The 20,219-nt window shown below is 62.6% G+C and carries 17 protein-coding genes; 7 read left to right on the top strand and 10 right to left on the bottom strand.

Annotated elements, in window-relative coordinates:
• Positions 1-14 precede the first annotated feature (14 nt).
• A complete protein-coding gene (locus CKW40_RS16900; RefSeq protein ID WP_095201004.1) occupies positions 15-1,280 on the top strand; it encodes a cysteine desulfurase-like protein in 1,266 nt (421 codons plus the stop codon).
• A 1-nt stretch (position 1,281) separates the two neighbouring features.
• Positions 1,282-1,749 (top strand): GNAT family N-acetyltransferase, encoded by a 468-nt coding sequence (locus CKW40_RS16895; protein WP_095201003.1) that lies wholly within the window; start codon positions 1,282-1,284, stop codon positions 1,747-1,749.
• A 33-nt stretch (positions 1,750-1,782) separates the two neighbouring features.
• Here CKW40_RS16895 and CKW40_RS16890 read toward each other — a convergent pair whose 3' ends face one another.
• The 5 genes from CKW40_RS16890 to CKW40_RS16870 are packed head-to-tail and all read right to left on the bottom strand — an operon-like array spanning position 1,783 to position 7,018.
• A complete protein-coding gene (locus CKW40_RS16890; protein ID WP_095201002.1) occupies positions 1,783-2,613 on the bottom strand; it encodes a dipeptide ABC transporter ATP-binding protein in 831 nt (276 codons plus the stop codon).
• Positions 2,613-3,458, bottom strand: a complete 846-nt coding sequence (locus CKW40_RS16885; protein ID WP_095201001.1) for an ABC transporter ATP-binding protein — start codon at positions 3,456-3,458, stop codon at positions 2,613-2,615. The genes CKW40_RS16890 and CKW40_RS16885 overlap by 1 nt, the downstream gene beginning before the upstream one ends.
• Positions 3,458-4,342: an ABC transporter permease subunit gene (locus tag CKW40_RS16880; RefSeq protein WP_244571206.1), complete on the bottom strand. Its 885-nt coding sequence runs from the start codon at positions 4,340-4,342 to the stop codon at positions 3,458-3,460. Before CKW40_RS16880 ends, CKW40_RS16885 begins: the two co-directional genes overlap by 1 nt.
• A gap of 26 nt (positions 4,343-4,368) precedes the next feature.
• A complete protein-coding gene (locus tag CKW40_RS16875) occupies positions 4,369-5,376 on the bottom strand; it encodes an ABC transporter permease subunit (RefSeq protein WP_095200999.1) in 1,008 nt (335 codons plus the stop codon).
• 43 nt (positions 5,377-5,419) lie between these two features.
• Positions 5,420-7,018 (bottom strand): ABC transporter substrate-binding protein, encoded by a 1,599-nt coding sequence (locus CKW40_RS16870; RefSeq protein WP_095200998.1) that lies wholly within the window; start codon positions 7,016-7,018, stop codon positions 5,420-5,422.
• Positions 7,019-7,485: 467 nt separating this feature from the next.
• Here CKW40_RS16870 and CKW40_RS16865 point away from each other — a divergent pair, with 467 nt between their 5' ends.
• From CKW40_RS16865 to CKW40_RS43770, 3 genes are all read left to right on the top strand, one after another.
• Positions 7,486-9,513 (top strand): long-chain fatty acid--CoA ligase, encoded by a 2,028-nt coding sequence (locus tag CKW40_RS16865; protein WP_095200997.1) that lies wholly within the window; start codon positions 7,486-7,488, stop codon positions 9,511-9,513.
• Positions 9,514-9,605: 92 nt separating this feature from the next.
• Positions 9,606-10,241, top strand: coding sequence for a class I SAM-dependent methyltransferase (locus CKW40_RS16860; RefSeq protein ID WP_179297993.1), 636 nt, complete (start codon positions 9,606-9,608; stop codon positions 10,239-10,241).
• Positions 10,242-10,446: 205 nt separating this feature from the next.
• Positions 10,447-11,454, top strand: a complete 1,008-nt coding sequence (locus CKW40_RS43770) for a hypothetical protein (protein WP_179297991.1) — start codon at positions 10,447-10,449, stop codon at positions 11,452-11,454.
• A 45-nt stretch (positions 11,455-11,499) separates the two neighbouring features.
• On the opposite strand, the gene CKW40_RS16845 is transcribed toward CKW40_RS43770, so the two are convergent.
• A complete protein-coding gene (locus CKW40_RS16845; RefSeq protein ID WP_095200993.1) occupies positions 11,500-12,222 on the bottom strand; it encodes an HAD family hydrolase in 723 nt (240 codons plus the stop codon).
• A 5-nt stretch (positions 12,223-12,227) separates the two neighbouring features.
• A complete protein-coding gene (gene pgi, locus CKW40_RS16840; RefSeq protein ID WP_095200992.1) occupies positions 12,228-13,871 on the bottom strand; it encodes a glucose-6-phosphate isomerase in 1,644 nt (547 codons plus the stop codon).
• A gap of 302 nt (positions 13,872-14,173) precedes the next feature.
• On the opposite strand from pgi, the gene pdxR reads away from it, so the two are divergent.
• Together pdxR and CKW40_RS16830 are read left to right on the top strand one after the other, a co-directional pair.
• The gene (pdxR, locus tag CKW40_RS16835; RefSeq protein ID WP_095200991.1) at positions 14,174-15,667 is read left to right on the top strand and encodes a MocR-like pyridoxine biosynthesis transcription factor PdxR; all 1,494 of its coding nucleotides are present in this window, start codon (positions 14,174-14,176) and stop codon (positions 15,665-15,667) included.
• A 193-nt stretch (positions 15,668-15,860) separates the two neighbouring features.
• Complete coding sequence (locus CKW40_RS16830) at positions 15,861-17,450, top strand: trimethylamine methyltransferase family protein (protein WP_095200990.1); 1,590 nt, start codon at positions 15,861-15,863, stop codon at positions 17,448-17,450.
• Positions 17,451-17,462: 12 nt separating this feature from the next.
• Here the strand turns inward: CKW40_RS16830 and CKW40_RS16825 are convergent, their stop codons facing one another.
• The 3 genes from CKW40_RS16825 to CKW40_RS16815 all read right to left on the bottom strand — a co-directional run bounded on the left by CKW40_RS16825 (position 17,463) and on the right by CKW40_RS16815 (position 20,128).
• Positions 17,463-17,861, bottom strand: coding sequence for a hypothetical protein (locus tag CKW40_RS16825; protein ID WP_095201057.1), 399 nt, complete (start codon positions 17,859-17,861; stop codon positions 17,463-17,465).
• A gap of 63 nt (positions 17,862-17,924) precedes the next feature.
• Entirely contained in the window at positions 17,925-19,313 is a 1,389-nt protein-coding gene (gene chrA / locus CKW40_RS16820; RefSeq protein WP_095200989.1) for a chromate efflux transporter, read from the bottom strand.
• Positions 19,310-20,128 (bottom strand): chromate resistance protein ChrB domain-containing protein, encoded by an 819-nt coding sequence (locus CKW40_RS16815; protein WP_095200988.1) that lies wholly within the window; start codon positions 20,126-20,128, stop codon positions 19,310-19,312. The genes chrA and CKW40_RS16815 overlap by 4 nt, the downstream gene beginning before the upstream one ends.
• Positions 20,129-20,219: the final 91 nt, after the last annotated feature.

Raw genomic sequence — 20,219 nt, 5'->3', positions numbered from 1 at the left:
GCAGGAGACCACCCTTGAGCAATCCCCAGACCGCCGCCGGCGACTTCCCGGTTGCCACCATCCGCGCCATGTTTCCCGCTCTGCAGCGAGCCGGCGATTTCATCTTCATGGACAATGCCGCCGGTGCGCAGATCCCGCAGAGCGTGCTCGATGCGGTGACCAACCATCTGGTTTCGCACAATGTGCAGCGCGGCGGCCGCTATGGCCGCAGCGTCACTGTCGATCAGTCGGTCGCCGATGCCCGGACAAGCGTGGCCCTGCTGATCAACGCCTATAGCCCGGCGGAAATCTGCTTCGGCATGAACGCCACCTCGTTCATCCGCCTGGTCAGCCTCGGCATCGGCCAGATGTTGCAGGAGCGCGACGAGATCGTCATCACCGACATGGACCATGATGCCAACATCGCGACCTGGCTGGCGCTGGAATCCGCCGGCGCCAAGTTCAAGTGGTGGCGCATGCGCGAGGATGGCAATCTGCATGCAGATGATCTCAAGCCACTGGTCTCCGACCGCACCCGCCTCGTCGCCTGCACGGTGACGGCGCATTCGATCGGCTCGATCGTCGATGTCGCCTCGGTGGCGGAGATTGCGCATGCCGCCGGCGCCGAAGTGTTCCTCGACTGCGTGCACTACGGGCCGCACGGGCTGATCGATGTGCAGGCCTGGGACTGCGACTACCTCGTCTGCTCCGGCTACAAGAATTTCTCGCCGCATATGGGTTTTCTCTGGGGGCGCTTCGACACGCTGAAGCGGCTGCCGACCTTTCGCGAGGATTTCATCCCCGACGAGCCACCCTACAAGGTCGAAGCCGGTACCTTCATCTACGAGAATGTCTCGGGCATGGATGCCGCCGTGCAGTATCTGGAACTGGTCGGTCGCAATCTTGCACCCTCCAACAACCGCTCGCGGCGCGAAAACATCGTCGCCGGCATGGGCGCCATCCGCGACTATGAACTGGTTCTGGCACGCGAGATGCTTGGCGTGCTGAAGGGTTGCGGGGCGACCATCTATGGCGTTGCCGACGAGGCCCGCATCAACGAACGCGTGCCGACCTTCTGCTTCAACATCGGCAAGCTCTCGCCCCAGCGCATCGTCGAGGAAATGGCCGAGATGCAGATCGGCATCCGCGACGGCCACATGTACGCGCCGCGGCTGATGAAGCGCCTCAATCTGTCGATGGACAGCGGCGCCATCCGCGCCTCGCTGGTGCATTACAACACGGTCGGGGAAGTGCATCGCTTCGGCGAGGCGCTGCGCGCGATTATCGCGAAGTTGTCGTGAGATGATCAGGCCCGACGATGCGAGCGCGAATGGGGCGACGCCTCTTGTTGTCCTCAGTGAACCCACGCCGGACGATATCGTCGCGCTCGAGGATCAGCTCTACGGATTCAACGTCGCCGCGACCGGCATCGATGACGGCCGCTATCTGTCGATATTCCTGAAGAGGGACGACGGGACGATCTATGCCGGTCTCCACGGGCACAGTTGGGCGGGCGTGTGCGAAATCAAGACGCTATGGATCGCCGACAGCGAGCGCGGCAAAGGCCTCGGCTCGCGCCTCCTTGCAGCCGCAGAACGGGAGGCTCGGCTGCGCGGGTGCCATGTCATCCATCTCGCGTCCTTCACCTTCCAGGCGCCGGACTTCTATGAAAAGCATGGATTTCAGCGGCTGGTGCAACTCGAGGACTTTCCGCGCGGCCACGCCAATGTCCTGCTCGCAAAGACGCTGATGCCAGAGGCACCAGTCTAGCTTGCCCTCGCCAGAAGGCAGCGACGTCCGCAGTCAGGCCGCCGCCTTCTTCGCCAGCCTCGCCTTGATCGAGGCGACGTCGGCGCGCGGCGTCGCGGCGAACAGCGTTTTGGTGTAGCTGTGCTTCGGGTCTGAGAAGACCTCGTCGCGCGAGCCGTATTCGACCGCCTCGCCGAAATACATCACCATCACATCGTCGGCGATGTAGCGCACCACGGACAGATCGTGGCTGATGAAGACATAGGTCAGCTGAAATTCGTCCTGCAGGTCGGCGAGCAGGTTGAGCACCTGCGCCTGCACCGACAGGTCAAGCGCCGAGACCGGCTCGTCCAGCACCAAGAGGCTCGGGTTCAGCATCAGCGCGCGGGCAATGGCGATGCGCTGGCGCTGGCCGCCGGAGAACATATGCGGATAGCGATTGTAGTGCTCGGGTCCGAGGCCGACCTTCTTCAGCATCTTCATGGCGAGGTCGCGCCGTTCCTCGGCCGGCTTGCCAGTGTTGATGAGCAGCGGTTCGCCCAGCACGTCGCCGATCTTCTGGCGCGGATTGAGCGAGCCGTATGGATTCTGGAACACGATCTGCACCTTGCGGCGCATCTCCTTGCTCAACCCGTCCTTGGCGATGTCGACCTTGTTGCCGTCGATGAAAAGTTCACCTGACGTCGCCGGATCGATCAGCGTGATGATGCGCGCCAGCGTGGACTTGCCGCAGCCGCTTTCGCCGACGATGGCGAGCGTCTTGCCCTTGTCGACACTGAACGAGACCCCTTTGACCGCATGCACGGTGCGCGAACCGCGAAACAGGCCGCCGCCGACGTGATAATCGCGCTTGATGTCCTTGCCTTCAACGACCTTGATGCTCATCAGGCGACTCCGGCGGCCGGTTCGAACAGCATGTCTGAGACGGTCGGCAGCCGGTCGCCGACGGCGTTATCCGGCAGCGCCGACAGGAGCGCGCGCGTGTAATTGCTCTTTGGCGATTCAAACAGCGACAGCACGTCGGCCTCTTCCATCTTGCGGCCCTTGTACTGGACGATGACGCGGTCGGCGGTTTCGGCCACCACGCCCATATTGTGGGTGATCATGATCAGGCCCATGCCGTATTTGGCCTGCAGCGAGACCAGGAGATCGAGGATCTGCTTCTGGATGGTGACGTCGAGCGCGGTGGTCGGCTCGTCGGCGATCAAAAGCTTCGGATTGCAGGCAATGGCGATGGCGATCATGACGCGCTGGCACTGGCCGCCCGACATCTGGTGCGGGAACGAGTTCAGCCGTTCCGCCGGCTCGGCAATGCCGACCTGCGTCAGCAACTCGATGGCGCGCTCCCGGCGTTGCGCACCGTCCATGCCCATGTGGAAACGCAGCACCTCCTCGATCTGGAAGCCGACGGTGAAGCACGGATTGAGGCTGGCCATCGGCTCCTGGAAGATCATCGACATGTCCTTGCCGACGATCTTGCGCCGCTCGGCAGGGCTCAGCTTCAGGAGGTCGCGGCCATTGAAGCTCATGCGGTCGGCCGTGACTTTGGCTGTCCACGGCAAAAGGCCCATCACCGCCAACATCGAGACCGACTTGCCGGAACCGGATTCGCCGACGATCGCCAGCACTTCGCGCTCGTCGACGTGGAGCGAGACGCCGTCGACAGCGCGGAAGGAACCGGACGCGGTCTGGAATTCGACGACGAGATTTTGAATGTCGAGCAGCGCCATCACGACCTCCTCAGTTTCGGGTCGAGCGCATCGCGCAGGCCGTCGCCGATCAGATTGATGGCAAGCACGGTGATCAGGATCGCAAGACCGGGGAACGTCACCACCCACCAGGCGCGCAGGATGAATTCGCGCGCCGTAGCAAGCATTGTGCCCCATTCCGGGGTCGGCGGCTGGGCGCCAAGGCCAAGGAAGCCAAGAGCAGCGGCTTCCAGGATGGCGTTGGAGAAGGACAGCGTGCCCTGGACAATCAACGGCCCCAGGCAGTTGGGCAGGATGGTGCGAAGCATCAGCCTGAGATGCCCGGCGCCGGCGACCTTCGCCGCCACGACATATTCGCGGCTCTTCTCGGCCATCACCGCGGCGCGCACAAGGCGCGCGAAATGCGGCTGCAGCACGAGTGCGATGGCTAGCATCGCATTGAACAGGCCGGGACCGAGGATGGTGACCATCACCAGCGCCAGCAACAGCGACGGGAAGGCCAGGATCAGGTCCATGACGCGCATGATCGCCACGTCGACCCAGCCGCGGAAATACCCGGCCAGCAGGCCGAGCGTGATGCCGCCGGCGAGCGCCAGCGTGACCACGACCGCGCCGATGAGCAGCGAGAAGCGCGCGCCATAGAGCAGGCGCGAAAGGATGTCGCGGCCGACGGCATCAGTGCCCAGCAGATATTGCGAGCTGCCGCCGGCCTGCCAGGCCGGAGGCCGCAGGAAGGCGGTCTTGTCCTGAATGTCGGGCGCATAGGGCGCGAGCAACGGCGCAAACAGCGCGGCCAACACCAAGAGGATGAAGACGAACAGGCCGATGACGGCGCCCCGGTTCACCGAGAAATAATACCAGAAGGTCCTGAGGCCGGTGAGACGATCCGGGTTGCCGGAGGCCATCGGGGCGATTTCGGTCGACTGGCTCATCACGCCGCCCTTATGCGTGGGTTGATGACGGCATAGAGCACGTCGACGATCAGGTTCACGGCCATGACGATAAGGGCAATCAACAGCAGGCCAGACTGCACGACAACATAGTCGCGCTTGGATATGGATTCGACCATCCATCTGCCGATGCCGGGCCACGAGAAGATCGTTTCGGTAAGGATGGCGCCGGCGAGCAGCGTACTAACCTGCAAGCCGATGGTGGTGACCACCGGGATGAGTGCGTTGCGCAGAGCATGCACGCCGATGACTCGGGCCGACGAAAGCCCTTTGGCTCGGGCCGTCCGCACGTAGTCCTCGCCCAGCACCTCGAGCATGGCGGAGCGCGTCTGGCGCGCTATCACAGCCAGCGGAATGGTGCCGAGCACAATTGTCGGTAGCACCAAATGGCGCAATACCGAGCGAAATGCGTCCCATTTGCCGTAGAGCAAGGTGTCGATGGTCATGAAGCCGGTGATCGGCTTGAAGAAGTACTGCAGGTCAATGCGGCCGTTAACCGGTGTCCAGCCGAGATAACCGGAGAAAAAGATGATCAGCAGCAGGCCCCACCAGAAGATCGGCATGGAGTAGCCGACGAGCGCGGTGCCCATCAGCGACTGGTCGAACCACGAGCCGCGCTTGACGGCCGCGAAGATGCCGGCCGGGATGCCGAGCACCATGGCGAAAATCATGGCGAAGAACGACAGTTCCAGCGTCGCCGGGAAGAGCGTCTTGAACTCTTCAAGCACCGGGCGCTTGGACGAAATGGAAACGCCGAAATCGCCGGTGGCGACTGCACCGACATAGCGCGCATACTGCTCCCAGATCGGCAGATTATAGCCGAACTGTTCCTTGAGTTCCTCGTAACGCGCGGGCGCCACGCCGTGTTCGCCGGCCATGGCAAGGATGGGATCGCCGGGCAGCAGCCTGACGAAGGCGAAGGCACAGATAGTGATGCCGACTAGCGTCGGGATCAAAAGTGCAATTCTGTGAAGAATATATTTGAGCATGGCGAAGGGGGCGGCGCTCTAGGGCGCCGCCCCACTCAATGTCTTATTCGGCTTTGTCGACGCCGTCGAAGCGGTGAATGCCGAGCGGGTCCATCATGAAACCGCTGACATTCTTGCGCACGACCGCGTAGACTTGGCTATGCGCCAGCAGGAAGGCCGGAGCCTGCTTCTGGAAGACGACCTGCGCCTCTCCATAGAGCTTGGCGCGCTCGGCTTGATCGCTGGTCTTCTTGGCCTTCTGGATCAGGTCTTCGAAGTCCTTGTCGCACCAGCTGGAGTAGTTCGAGACGCCGATGGCGGAGCAGGCGAACAGGGTGGCGAAGAAATTGTCCGGATCGCCATTGTCGCCGGTCCAGCCGATCTGGAACGCACCGGGACGGTCCTTCTTCTTGCCTTCCGAGCGATACTTGGTCCACTCGTAGTTGACGATCTCCGCCTTGACGCCGACCTTGGCCCAGTCAGCCTGGATCAGTTCGGCGGCGCGCTGGAAGTTCGGGTTGTAGGGACGAACGCGATCGGAAGCCCAGAGCTGGATTTCCTTCAGCCCGGCAGCCTCAAGCACCTTCTTGGCCGCATCAGGATTATAGGCGTCGGCCTTCACATCCTTGTTCCACGACCACATGGTCGGCGGGATCAGGTTTTCGGCAGGCGTGGCGCCGGCATCCTGGAACAACGACTTGATCAGCGCTTCCCGGTCGATCGCCTGGTTGAGCGCGTGGCGCACCTCAGGCTTGTCGAGCGGCGGGATGGTGGTGTTGTAGCTCATGTAGCCGATGTTCAGGCCGGCCTGATCCATCAGTGTCACGTCGTTGTTGGCCTTGATCGTGCCGATGTCGGCAGGATTCGGATAGGGAGCGATATCGCACTCGCCGGCGAGCACCTTCTGGATGCGGGCGGTCGCGTCAGGCGTGATGGCGAAGACGAGATCGTCGATCTTCTCCTTGCCCTTGAAATAATCCGGATGGGCCGCGTAGCGGATGACCGAATCCAGCTGGTAGTCGACGAACTGGAACGGACCGGTGCCGATCGGCTTGGTCGAGAAATCGGCCATCTTGCCGTCCTTCGCCAACTGGTCGGCATATTCCTTCGACACGATCGACGCGAAGTCCATGCCGAGATTGGCCAGCATCGGCGCGTTCGGCTCGGTCAGCGTCAGCTTGACGGTCAGGTCATCGACCTTTTCCCACTTGGCGACGTATTTCGGCATGTCCATGCCGGTGTAGTAGTCCCAGGTCAGGTTGGGCAGATACTTGTCGCCGTTCCAGGGGTTCGCCTTGTTGAACTGGCGGTCGAAGGAGAAGACGACGTCGTCGGCGTTGAGGTCGCGCGTCGGCTTGAAATAGTCGGTGGTCTGGAACTTCACGCCCGGATGCAGGTGGAACGTATAGACCAGGCCATCGTCCGAGATTTCCCACTTGTCGGCGAGGCCGGGTTCGACCTCGGTGCCGCCATGCTTGAATTCGACCAGACGCGAATAGACGGTACGCGACGAGGCATCGAAGTCGTTGCCGCCGGTCGTCGTACCCGGATCGAAATTGGCCGGCGACGCTTCCGAGCAATAGACAAGCGTCTTCGCATTGGCCATGCCGCTCAGGACGCTTGCAGCCAGCAACGCGGCCGCAAAAGCGAGTTTCTTTTTCATTGAGCACTCCCTGATGTTCTTCCAAGCCCCTCTATCAGGCTCGCGAAGCGCGCATATAAGCACCGTTTTTCCGGCTTTGGAACACCCCGTTTGCTTACCCCGCGGGAAGCAGGAAAAAAATCCGCCATTTTGCTAAACGGCAGAAAAAATTAGCAGTTTTTTCCATTCACGAGATTGTTAACGACCGCATTTTTTTATTGATCTGGCATCTGGCGACATCGATGCCACGTCCGCCTTCATCCGATCGTCGATGTGGAAAGATGCCGGTTCCAAGTGTCGCCGACGGGCAAGATTTTCGGCGGCAAATCTTTCGGCGCCTTGCCGCAGGGGCAAGACTTGCACCGCCGCCGATAGAGGCAATACATAGATGGATATGCTGGCGGCAGCGGAGGACGTCTCTGTCAATTCGGAGGCGGGCGCGGCACAGGCGACCAAACGGGCGAACAAGAATTGCTAGGGAGGAACGGGTGGCAAAAGCATCGAAGGCGCCGGTGAAAGCGTCGGCCAAGGCAGTCTCGAAACCAGCCGCCGCCGACGGGCAAGGCAAAGCTGCCGCCAAGGCGGAGGCAAAGCCTGCCAAGACAGCACCGGCGGCAAAAGCGGCCACCACCGCCAAGGCCGCTGCGAAGCCGGCAACGAAAGCCGCCCCGACAAAGACCTCTGCGACGAAGACTTCTCCGGCAAAGGCCTCTCCCACAAAGGCTTCTCCCACAAAGACCGGGGCAACCAGGGCCACATCGCCAGCGAAGGCAGCGCCGACATCGAAACCGGCGCCGGCTGCCACCAAGGGGCTGCCGAAGGCACTGACGGAACTTGCTGCCGGCCTGCCCGAAAAGCCGTGGCTCAAGAGCTATCCGAAAAATGTGCCGGCCGAGATCGGTGCGTTGCCCTACAGTTCGATCGGCGATTTCCTGGTCGCTGCCTGCAAGCAATTTTCCTCCCAGCCGGCCTTCACCTGCATGGACAAATCCATCAGCTACGCCGATGTCGAGCAGTTGTCGGCGGCCTTCGGTGCCTATCTGCAATCGAAGGGGCTGCAAAAGGGTGCGCGCGTCGCCCTGATGATGCCCAACGTCCTGCAATATCCGGTGGCGATGATGGGCATCCTGCGCGCCGGCTATGTCGTGGTGAACATCAATCCGCTTTACACGCCGCGCGAGCTGGAACACCAGCTCAAGGATTCCGGCGCACAAGCCATCGTCATCCTGGAAAACTTCGCCAACACCTTGCAGGCGGTAATCGCCAGGACTGCGGTCAAGCATGTCGTGGTGGCGGCCATGGGCGACATGCTCGGCGGCCTCAAGGGCACGATCGTCAACTTCGTCGTGCGCCGCGTGAAGAAGATGGTGCCGGCATGGTCGCTGCCTGGGCATGTCAAGTTCAACGCGGCGATGAAGGCCGGCGCCGGCCTTGGCTTCAAGCCAGCCAAGGTTGCAGCCGACGATGTCGCCTTCCTGCAATATACCGGCGGCACCACGGGTGTCTCGAAGGGCGCCACGCTGCTGCATCGCAATGTGCTCGCCAATGTCGTGCAGAACGCGCAGTGGATGGAAGACGCCTATACGATCAAGCCGAAACCCGCGCACCCGAACTTCATCTGCGCGCTGCCGCTCTATCATATCTTCGCGCTGACCGTGAACGCACTGATGGGCATGCAGCAAGGCGCTCGCAACGTGCTCATTCCCAACCCGCGCGACATTCCAGGCTTCGTCAAGGAACTGGCAAAGTATCCGGCCCACATCTTTCCCGGCCTCAACACGCTGTTCAATGCGCTGCTCAACAATGAGGATTTCCGCAAACTCGATTTCAAGCCGCTGGTGCTGACACTGGGCGGCGGCATGGCGGTGCAAAAGGGCGTCGCCGAACGCTGGAAGGCGTTGACCGGCTGCCCTGTCACTGAAGGCTACGGCCTGTCGGAAACCTCGCCGGTGGCCACCGCCAACAAGTTCAGTTCCGGCGACTTCACCGGCACGATCGGCCTGCCGCTGCCCTCGACGGAAATCGCCATCCGCGACGACGACGGCAATAATTTGCCGCTCGGCGAGGTCGGCGAAATCTGCATAAGGGGACCGCAGGTGATGGCGGGCTACTGGAATCGGCCTGACGAAACCGCCAAGGTGATGACCAAGGACGGCTACTTCAAGTCAGGCGATATGGGCTTCATGGACGCGCGCGGCTACACCAAGATCGTCGACCGCAAGAAGGATATGATCCTGGTCTCGGGCTTCAACGTCTATCCGAACGAGCTTGAGGAAGTCGTGGCGATGCATCCGGGCGTGCTTGAAGTGGCGGCGATCGGCGTGCCGGACGAGCACTCCGGCGAAGTGCCGAAGCTGTTCATCGTCAAGAAGGATCCAGCCCTGACCGCTGAAGCCATCACCGCTTTTTGCCGCGAGAACCTGACCGGTTACAAGCGGCCCAAATACATCGAGTTCAGGACCGAATTGCCGAAGACGCCGGTCGGCAAGATCCTGCGGCGGGCGCTGCGCGCCTAGTGGGTGACCGTCCCTTCGGCTACGAGGCAGCGGGCAGCGAATCGCTGGACTGGCGCCCGCGCCTCGACCCGACGGAATTCATCAAGGCCAACATGCGCCTCGTCCCGGTGCCGGCGCTTCCCGAAATACGGTTTTACACCGCTCACCCGAGCAGCGGGTTGAGGCGCCTGGTCGATCCTGAAGATGATGCCGGCGAGGACGCGCCGGAACCGCAGCCGCCCTACTGGGCCTATGCCTGGGCCGGCGGCGCCGTGCTGGTGCGCTACATCCTCGACCATCCGATGACCGTGGCGGGCCGCCGCGTGCTGGACCTCGGTGCCGGCTCCGGCATTGTCGGCATAGCCGCCGCGAAGGCCGGGGCACGCGAGGTGATCGCCGCCGAAATCGACCGCAACGGCGTTGCTGCGATCGGCCTCAATGCGGTGGCGAACGGGGTCGAGATCACCATTGTGCACAAGGATATCACCACAGGCCCGCCGCCCTTGGTCGATCTCGTGCTTGCCGGCGATGTCTTCTACAGCCCTCAGGTTGCTCTACGGATTACCCCGTTCCTCGATCGCTGCCTGGTAGCCGGTATCGATGTGCTGGTCGGCGATCCCGGTCGCCATGACCTGCCGCTGTCCCGGCTGCGGTTGCTTGCCGAATATCAGGTGCCGGATTTCGGTGACGCGAAAGGTGCTGAGACCAGGCCCAGCGGTGTCTTTCGCTACGAGCCGGAAGATCGCTGACGCCTGGCTCAAATACAATCGTTCAAATGAATAAGTTCCACCCCTTGCAGACGATTCTATACAAGCTATAGTCCAATCATGGGGTATCGGCTCGATGTAGAAGCCTTGCTAACCCCGCTTGAGCTTGATCAAAACACCCCCAATCGACCACAACCTGTTCTCGAAGTTTCGTTCGCCCAGTCGAGGTTCAGGCAATCCGGAGCTTATGACCAACCCCGTCTGGGTATGGGCAGTTGAGCACCGTCTCACCGGTTACGGTCTGAACAAAGCGTTCCTCGGCCCACGCCCCGAGGACGTGGGGCCGTGCTGGAGCTTCAGCCGGTACGGACGCACTGAAACACTGCTCCCAGATGGTCGCCTTGTCAGAATCGGCGGCGAGTATGAAGATTCCTACGACGCAGACTTCTACATCTATAATGATGTGATCGTGAGCGATGCGGAGGGTCGCACCGAGATTTTGGGGTACTCGGATGCGGTTTTTCCACCCACCGACTTCCACACGGCAAATCTTGTCGACGACCGTATATTTATAATCGGGAATTTATCCTACCCGAATATTCGAAATGATAAGGCACAGGTGCTCGTGTTGGATACGACGAGCTATAGCATCGAGCGCTTTGACACGACGGGCGAGGCTCCGCCATGGATACACAAACACTCGTCGGAACTCGCGGAAGATGGTGGCGCAATCCTGGTCCGTGGCGGGCTCATCTGTGCGCCACGGTGGCCTGTATTGGTCGAGAACATCGACGATTGGCGCTTGGACCTCCATACGGGCCGCTGGGAGCGCCTTACCAGGCGACTCTGGCCGCGATTTGCATTCGTTCGAGATGATGGCTGTCAAAATCATCTCTTCTGGCTTCGTCGCCGTCTTTCAGATCGCGCCAGCGGCAGACCAGAGGACAGTGACGGTTTTCGCGCCAAGTATCTTCGCGATCTCGGTCCCAATCCTCGAATAGACTTACTCGAAACATTGTACACGCCCGACGTACCTCACTCGAAGATGCCTGAGGTTACGGAGGAGCGTCGTGTCCATCGCCTGTGTGTCGAAGGCGTCACCGTGCGCTATGTCGAGGGCTGGCATGATATCCGGCTCACCGTGGAAGGTGTTCTTCCGGACCGGACTGTCGAGATGATCCGCCTGGACCTGCTGACCAAACTGGCCGCCATCGAAAATTCGACCATCAACTGTATCCAGGTAATGGTCGAATAGGATTGCGGAACGCGGCCCCGTGCCAGGGAGAAATGACCCTGGCGGTCAGACGGTCTCCCTGACCCGTGCCGAAAGGAAATCCGGCAGGTCGGCAACCGAGTCCAGGATGACGTCGGCAATCTCGGCCAGCGATTCGCGCGTGCCGGTGCCGGAGAGCACGCCCACCGCCAGGCCGCAGCCGCCGGCGCGCGCCATTTCGAGATCGTGGCGGTTGTCGCCGACCATGGCGATCTCCGACGGCTTCAGGCCGGTGAGATCGCAAAAGGCCTGGATGGTGTCGGGCGCCGGTTTCGGATTGGCCACTGCGTCGTAGCCATAGGCGGCGTCGAACAGTTGCGCGACGCCGAGCGTAACCAAGGTCTTTTCCGCACCGCTGGTGGAATCGTTGGTGGCGACGCCAAGCCGGTAGGACCTTTTGTGCAGTGTTGCCAGCGTGTCGACGATGCCCGGCAGCGCCACCGCCATCGATGAACCCTGTACCGAGGTGATCTCGTTGAAGCGGGCGACGGCCAGCATCTGGTCCTCGTCGGACAGACGCGGGAACCATAGCTCGACGACGTCCATGTTGGTGCCCGAGGCAAAGATCGAATCGGGCTTGAAGCGCCGGTTGGCGAAATCGAAGCCGGCGGCCGCCAGCAGCCTGTCGGCCTTCCAGCGGTCGCCCTCGGATGCGTCCATGGCCATGAAGTCGGCGATGCCGAGCCAGGTCGCGTTGAAGTCGACAAGTGTCCCGTCCTTGTCGAACAATATGCCTTTGATGTCTGCCAAATCAGTCACTCCGAACCACGCAATTGGTGGATGCGTTCCACAAGGCCCCTGGTCGAGGCGTCCCGGTTTGCGGCGCTTTCCTTGCCTTCCACGACAGGCAACAGGCCGGTCGCCAGTTCCTTGCCGAGCTCGACGCCCCACTGGTCGAAGGAATTGATGTTGAACAGCGTGCCCTCGACAAAGACGCGGTGTTCGTAGAGCGCGATCAGCCGGCCGAAGGTGCGCGGGTCGAGCTTGCGATAGAGGATGGTCACCGAAGGCCGGTTGCCGGAGAAGACACGATGCGGCGCTATTTTGTCGACATCGGCCGGCTTCATGCCCTTGGCCAGCATCTGCGCGCGCGCCTCGTCCAGCGTGCGGCCTTTCATCAGGGCTTCCGACTGCGCCAGGCAGTTGGAGAGCAGCAAATCATGCTGGTGCTTGAGCTCAGGCTCATGGCCGACGGCCGCGGCCAGGAATTCGACCGGGATGAAGTCGGTGCCCTGGTGCAGGAGCTGGAAGAAGGCGTGCTGGCCATTGGTGCCCGGCTCGCCCCAGACCAGCGGCCCGGTCGGCGTCGCCACGGGGGTGCCGTCAAGGGTGACGCCCTTGCCGTTCGATTCCATATCGAGCTGCTGCAGATAGGCCGGCAGCCGGGACAGGCGCTGATCATAGGGGATGACCGCGCGGGCGGGATAACCGCAGATCACGCGGTGCCACCAGCCGACCAGTCCTAGCAGCGCCGGCAGGTTCTTGGCGAGCGGCGCGGTGCGGAAATGCTCGTCCATCTCATGCGCGCCGTCGAGGAAGGCGCGGAAATTCCGCGGACCGACGGCGATCATGACGGGAAGGCCGATGGCGCCCCAGACCGAATAGCGGCCGCCGACCCAGTCCCAGAAGCCGAAGACGCGATCCGGCTCGATGCCGAACTTGGCCACCAGGTCGAGCGCCGTCGAAACGGCGGCGAAATGCTTGCCGACCGCCTGCTTGCCGAGTGCCTTCTGCACCCAGTCGCGCGCCGTCTGCGCATTGGTCATCGTCTCGACAGTGGTGAAGGTCTTGGAAGCGATGATGAACAACGTGGTTTCGGCGGACAGGCCCTTCAGCGTGTCATGGATATGGGCGCCGTCGATGTTGGAGACATAGTGCGCGCGCGGCCCGTCATGATAGGGGGCGAGCGCCAGCGTCGCCATGGCCGGGCCGAGGTCGGAGCCGCCAATGCCGATGTTGACGATGTCGGTGATCTTCTTGCCGGTGGCACCGGCCGCTTTGCCGGAGCGGATGGCATCGGCGAAGGCGCCCATCGCATCGAGCACGGAAAGGACATCCGCCTTGACGTCCTGGCCGTCGACCGTGACGCCCTTGCCGCTGAGATTGCGCAGCGCCGTATGCAGCACGGCGCGGTCTTCGGTGATGTTGATCTTCTTGCCGGCGAACATGGCGGCGCGGCGGCCTTCGAGATCGGCGGCGCCGGCGAGCTTTTCCAGCAAGTCCATGGTGACGGCGTCGACGGCGCATTTCGACCAGTCGAGCAAAAGGTCGCCGTCGCTGGCGGAGAATGTCTGGAACCGCTGCGGATCGGCGGCGAAGGCCTGGCGCATGCTGGCAGGTGCCGCAGCGCGATGATCGCGCAAGGCGGCAAGCTGTTTCTGGAAGGCTGACTTATCCAATGGCGGGGGCTCCTGGCGTTTTTCGACGTACTTTATCAGACCGGATGTTTCCGGCGCGTGTCGTCGCGACAAACCTATTGAGCCGAATTCCGTGCGGTCAATACGCGGCGATGCCGCATCGCATCACGATGCGATGACACAATGTGTCACTGCGGGCTGCCATAGAGCCCGATTTTGCCTGAAGGATCACTGGCATAAATCCCAACGATCAGAAAAATTGATTGGCGCAACCCCTTGTGCCACCCATACACTCGACTGGTCCAGCCAAATGAAAATGGCTGGCCATCCGAGGAAGATTTCCCATGCCACAGCGCAACGACACGGCCATATGGTCCGGCCTGTTCCGGATTTCGGCCGAATCCGGCCAAACCCTGCAGGCGCAGATCCGCCAGGCCATCGTGGCCGCCATTCTCGACCGCCAGATCGCCGCTTCGATGCCGCTTCCCTCCTGCCGCATCCTGGCCGAAAAACTCGGCGTCGCACGCGGCACGGTGGTGCTGGCCTTCCAGCAGCTCGTCGATCAGGGGTTCCTGGTGGCGCGCGAGCGGCGCGGCCATTTCGTCAATCCGGACGTGCTGGCGACACCGGCCAAGCCGCACCAGAAGGCGCCCGACCAGGCCAACGAGATCGACTGGAAGGCGCGCCGGCAGATCGCCGCCAGCGACATGCCGCCGCCGGCCAAGCACGAGAACTGGATCAAGTCGTCCTACCCCTTCGTCTACGGCCAGTTCGATCCGGCGCTGTTCCCGACCGCCGAATGGCGCGAGTGCAACCGCATGGCGCTGGCCGTGCTGGAAATCCGCAACTGGGCTTCCGACATGGTCGACCGCGACGATCCGCTGCTGATCGAGCAGATCCAGGCGCGGCTTTTGCCCCGGCGCGGCATCTTCGCCAATCCCGACGAGATCATCGTCACGCTCGGCGCCCAGAACGCGCTCTACATGCTGGCTTCGCTGCTGATGACCAAAGGCTCGAAGGTAGCGATGGAGGATCCGGGCTACCCCGACGCACGCTCGATCTTCCGGCTTGCGGGCGCCGAGATCCAGCCGGTTCCGGTCGACCAGTCCGGCATCGTAACCTCTTCCATCCCCAATGATTCCGGCTTCGTCTTCGTGACGCCCAGCCATCATTGCCCGACCATGGTGCCTTTGTCGGCCGAGCGGCGGCAGGATCTTCTGGCACGCGCCAACCGGCACAACCAGATCATCATCGAGGACGGCTATGACAGCCAGCTTCTCGACGAAGCGCCGCAGCAGGCGCTGAAGAGCCTCGATCGCTCCGGCCGCGTCGTCTATGTCGGCTCGATGTCGAAGACGCTGGCCCCCGGCCTGCGGCTTGGCTACATCGTCGCCTCGGCTGGACTGATCTCGGAGCTCAGGGCGCTGCGCCGTTTCATGCTGCGGCATCCGCCGGCCAACAACCAGCGCGCCGTCGCATTGTTCCTGTCGCTCGGCCATCACGAGGCCCTGGTGCGGCGGCTGTCGAGCGCCTTCGACGAGCGTCGCAAGCGTCTGGTCCATGCGATTTCCGCTTTCCTGCCGGAATGGCGCTCGACCGATTCGGCCGGCGGCACGTCGCTCTGGCTCGAAGGGCCACGCGGTACCGATTCCCGCGGTTTAGCCGAGGCCGCCGCCTCGCGCAGCGTCATCATCGAGCCGGGAGACCGCTTCTTCGACCGCACCGAAAAGCCTTCGCGTTTCATGCGGTTGGGCATTTCCTCGATCGCGCTGCAGCATATCGAGCCCGGTATCCGGGAGCTCGCCACCGCCGCCGGCCGCAGACCGGCAGCCGCCTGATCCACGCGCTCTATCCCTTGACCGGAGCCGCACAAGTGCGGCTCCGGCTCCTTTAGCTCTGGCATATGCAACCAGACCGGCTGGCTCATAGTCTGTGCCAATGCCGGCGGCATAGTCGTGGCACAAAGGGGAAGAAACAGCCGATGGTGGACCAACCGCCGCCCTGTTTCCGAGAAAAAGGTGGAGTGTTTCCATGTCAGTGGTTCTTGAAAAGCAGGAAGCAGCAGTGGATCAGCGCTCGCGCCGCTCCGGTGGACGCGAAGCGCGCCGCGCCATGCGGGCAGCGCCGCTGGCCGACGACATCAGGCCGGTGCGCGCCGGCCTCGAGGGCGGCAGCTACGGACCGTTGCGCGGCAACGACCAGGAACGCATCCACGAGGCGGTGCTGACGCTGCTGGAAACGGTCGGCTTCGCCAATGCCATCCCCTCCTGCATCGAGGCGCTGACCAAGGCCGGCGCCACCTATGGCGATGACGGCCGCATCCGTTTCCCGCGCGCCCTGGTGCTCGACACGATCAAGAAGGCGGCGCGCAATTTCACCTTGCACGGCCAGGACCCCAAGCACGACATGGTGATCCAGGGCAAGCGCGTGCATTACGGCACGGCGGGTGCCGCCGTCCATCTGGTCGATGTCGAGAAGCGCGAGTATCGCGAATCGCTGCTGCAGGACATCTATGACGCCGCCCGCATCGTCGACGGGCTCGACAACATCCATTTCTTCCAGCGGCCGATGGTGCCGCGCGACATTCCCGACCCGCTCGAAATGGACTTCAACACGCTCTACGCCTGCGTGATGGGCACGTCCAAGCATGTCGGCACCTCGTTCACGGTGCGCGAGAACGTGCAGCCGGCGCTCGAAATGCTCTATGCCATTGCCGGCGGCGAGGAGAATTTCCGCGCCCGGCCGTTCGTGTCGAACTCCAACTGCTTCGTCGTGCCGCCGATGAAATTCGCCGAGGACGCCTGCGGCGTGCTCGAGGCCTGCGTCGAGGGCGGCATCCCGATCCTGCTTTTGTCGGCCGGACAGGCCGGTGCGACCGCTCCGGCGGCGATCGCCGGTGCGGTCGTGCAAGCGGTGGCCGAAGTACTTGCCGGTCTGGTCTATGTCAACGCCATCAAGCCGGGACATCCGGCGATCTTCGGCACCTGGCCGTTCGTGTCGGATCTGAGGACCGGCGCCATGTCGGGCGGCTCGGCCGAGCAGGCGGTTCTGACCGCTGCCTGCGCGCAGATGGCGCAATTCTACGACCTGCCGGGCGGTTCGGCCGCCGGCATGACGGATTCGAAACTGCCCGACATCCAGTCCGGCTATGAAAAAGGCATCACCGACGTGATGGCCGGCCTTGCCGGGCTCAACCTCGTCTATGAGTCGGCCGGCATGCATGCCTCGCTGCTCGGCTTCTGCCTGGAAAGCCTGATCATCGACAATGACATGCTCGGCCACTGCCTGCGCTGCGTGCGCGGCATCGAGGTGACCGATGAGGCGCTGTCGATCGACACCATCGCTGATGTCTGTCTGAGAGGTCCCGGCCACTATCTCGGCAACGAGCAGACCTTGCGGCTGATGCAGACGGAGTATTTCTATCCGGCCGTCGGCGACCGGTTTTCGCCGAAGGAATGGAACGAGAAAGGCCGGCCCGACATATTGCAGCGCGCGATCATCGAGAAGAAGCGCATCCTTGCCGAGCGCTTCCCGCGCCATGTGCCAAAACTGCTCGACGACAAACTGCGCACCCGCTTCGGCGACATGATCAAGCTGCCGCGCGCCAATATGGGCGGATAAGCTCGTTTCCGGTCAGTCCGTGCCGAGCCCATAGCGCTCGACGACTTCGGCATTGATCAGCTTGGCGTGCAGCGCCATCAGCACGATCTGAGCGTCGAAACTGTCGCCGGCCTCCACAGCAGTCTCGATGCGGCGTTCGACGTCCTGCCGCTGCTGCAGGCCATGCGCGCTTTCGAAGGTTCCCGGTCCGGCAATGCAATAGCTGAACAGCCGCGCCACATCGGGATAGGCCTGTGGCGGCGGTTCGTCGGGCCAGCGATCCTTCATCAGATTGACGATGGTGAGTTTCACGCCCTCAGGCACCAGGGCGGGATGCAGGTCGGCGCCTCGCAAGGCGGTATCGAGTTGCCTCAGGTCGCCCGAGCGGCCGAACATTCCGAGGAAACCGAGGGAAGAGCGTCGTTGCGCCATGATGTTCCAATCCGTTTCCAACCACTTAAGTGGTCGGAAAGCGGAATACAAAGGCGACATGCATCAGCCAGCCACTGCCAGCAGCAAGACACCGGCAAGGGCCGACCCGGCGAGCGTCGGCAGCATGCCGATCTTCAGCTTCAGGATGGCGATCATAGCGGCCAAGGAAAGCAGCGCGGCACGCCAGTCGATCGACGAAAGCACCGGCACATTCATGCCGAGGCTCATTGCGTGCACCTCACGGAAAACGACGTGCAAGGCAAACCAGAGAGCGAGATTCATGATGACGCCGACGACAGCGGCGGTGATCGCGCCGAGCGCTGCCGACAATGCCCTGTTGCCGCGCAAGGCCTCGATATAGGGCGCGCCAAGGAATATCCAGAAGAAGCACGGCGTGAACGTCACCCACAAGGTCAGCAGCGCTCCAAGCGATCCGGCAAGCAACGGGTTCAGTGAGCCGGAGTGACGGAACGCAGCGATGAAGCCGACAAACTGCAACACCAGGATGAGCGGGCCAGGCGTGGTCTCGGCAAGCCCGAGACCATCGACCATTTCACCGGGGGCCAGCCAGCCGAAGGACTGGACGGCCGCCTGCGCGACATAGGCAAGCACCGCATAGGCGCCGCCGAAGGTGACGACCGCCATCAGACTGAAGAACCGGCCGATCTCGGTCCACACACTGGCGCCGGTGAACCACCAGATGACGAGAACCGGTCCGAGCCAGATCGGTAGCCAGATCGCGATCGTGCGCGGCGCATGCCATCTGGTCGGTTTGACATGGGTCAGTTCGCCGCGTTCGAACATCAGGTCGACCGCGCCCTTGATGTCGACGACGTCGCCCTTGCCATTCGCGGAGCCGGAAAACAGGCCGGGAAAAATGCGGTCTCCCAGCCATCCCGTCAGGCCGGCGAGCAGGATGATGAGCGGAAACGGCACATTCAACGCATAGATGGCGATAAAGGCTGCGACCGCGATCAGCACCATGGCCCGGTTTTTCAAGGCGCGCCGTCCGATGCGGATCACCGCCTCGATGACGATGGCAAGCACCGCCGCCTTCACACCGAGGAAAAGCGCCTCGACGAGCGGCATGTCGCCATAGAGCACGTAGAGGCTGCTCAGGATCAGCATGACGAGCGCGCCGGGCACGACGAACAGGATGCCGGCGACAAGGCCGCCGACCGTCCTGTGCAGCAGCCAGCCGATATAGATGGCGAGCTGCTGAGCCTCCGGGCCAGGCAGCAGCATGCAGTAGTTCAGCGCGTGCAGGAAACGCTGTTCGCCGATCCAGCGCCGCTCCTCGACCAATTCCCTGTGCATCAAGGCGATCTGCCCGGCAGGCCCGCCGAAGCTGAGCAGTCCGATCTTCGCCCAGACCTTCACGGCTTCGGCAAAGGTCGGCGCAGCCGGCGCCTCGACGTTCCCCGCCTCATGTAGAGGCGCAACAGCGCTCATGACGGTTTCCCTGCGCTGGGCCAGTTGTGCGTTTCTTCGGTGGCGTCGCGGCACCAGCGGAAGAATGCATCGTAGAGCAGCATGCCTGCTTCCAGTTGCTGCAGATCGTCGCGAAACATCCGCGACAGGCCAAGCGAGGCAGCCAGAAAGCCGGCGGCCTGGGGCACCAGATCGAGGTTTGCGGTGTCGGCCGCGCGCACGATCGCGGCGAGGCGATCGAGTGCAGCCGATTCCAGCCCGAATTCCTCGATCATCGTATCGAAGGTGCAACGCTCGCCGCGATGGCTCCAGAACACATTGTCTATGTCGAAAGGCACAGCCTGAAAGCGGTCGGCAACGGCCGATACTTCAGCGGGTTCGACAAACAGGAACACCGCATGAAGGTCGACGAAACGCCGGATCAGCCATGGGCAGGCAATACGATCGACTTTCGGGCGGGACCGCGTCACCCAGACGGTGCGACCCTTTTGATCGCGCGGAGGTAAGTTTTCGGTGCGGATCAAAAGCCCCTTTGCGTCGCGCCAAGCTTCAAAGCCGCCTTCGACGGATTCAGCGGAAATTCCCTCATGCCGTAGCCAAGCGGCCACGCCTTGCGAGAGTTTTTGACCTCTCTGACAGACGACCGCCACCGGCTTGCCGGCGAAATCGGGCGCCCAGGTCGAAACGGTTTTGAAATCACGCCGGACCGACGCCGGCAGCAGGCGCGGATCGGCGTCGAAATCCTCATCGATGCGGACATCGATGATGACAGGCGCCCCCGGCAGACCGACCAAACGGGATAGTTGCGATACGGTGATAGCGGTTGTTGACGGCATAGCGTCCACCTCCTGATAGAGAAGCTTGGACGCGAACGTTGGGCTGACGCCTCACGGGGTCGTCGCGATGCACCCCTTGCCATGATCGTGG

The sequence above is a fragment of the Mesorhizobium carmichaelinearum genome, from assembly GCF_900199455.1.
GTDB lineage: Bacteria > Pseudomonadota > Alphaproteobacteria > Rhizobiales > Rhizobiaceae > Mesorhizobium > Mesorhizobium carmichaelinearum.
The sequence above is the reverse complement of the archived record's forward strand: the minus strand, read 5'-3'. Positions and strand labels throughout refer to the sequence as shown.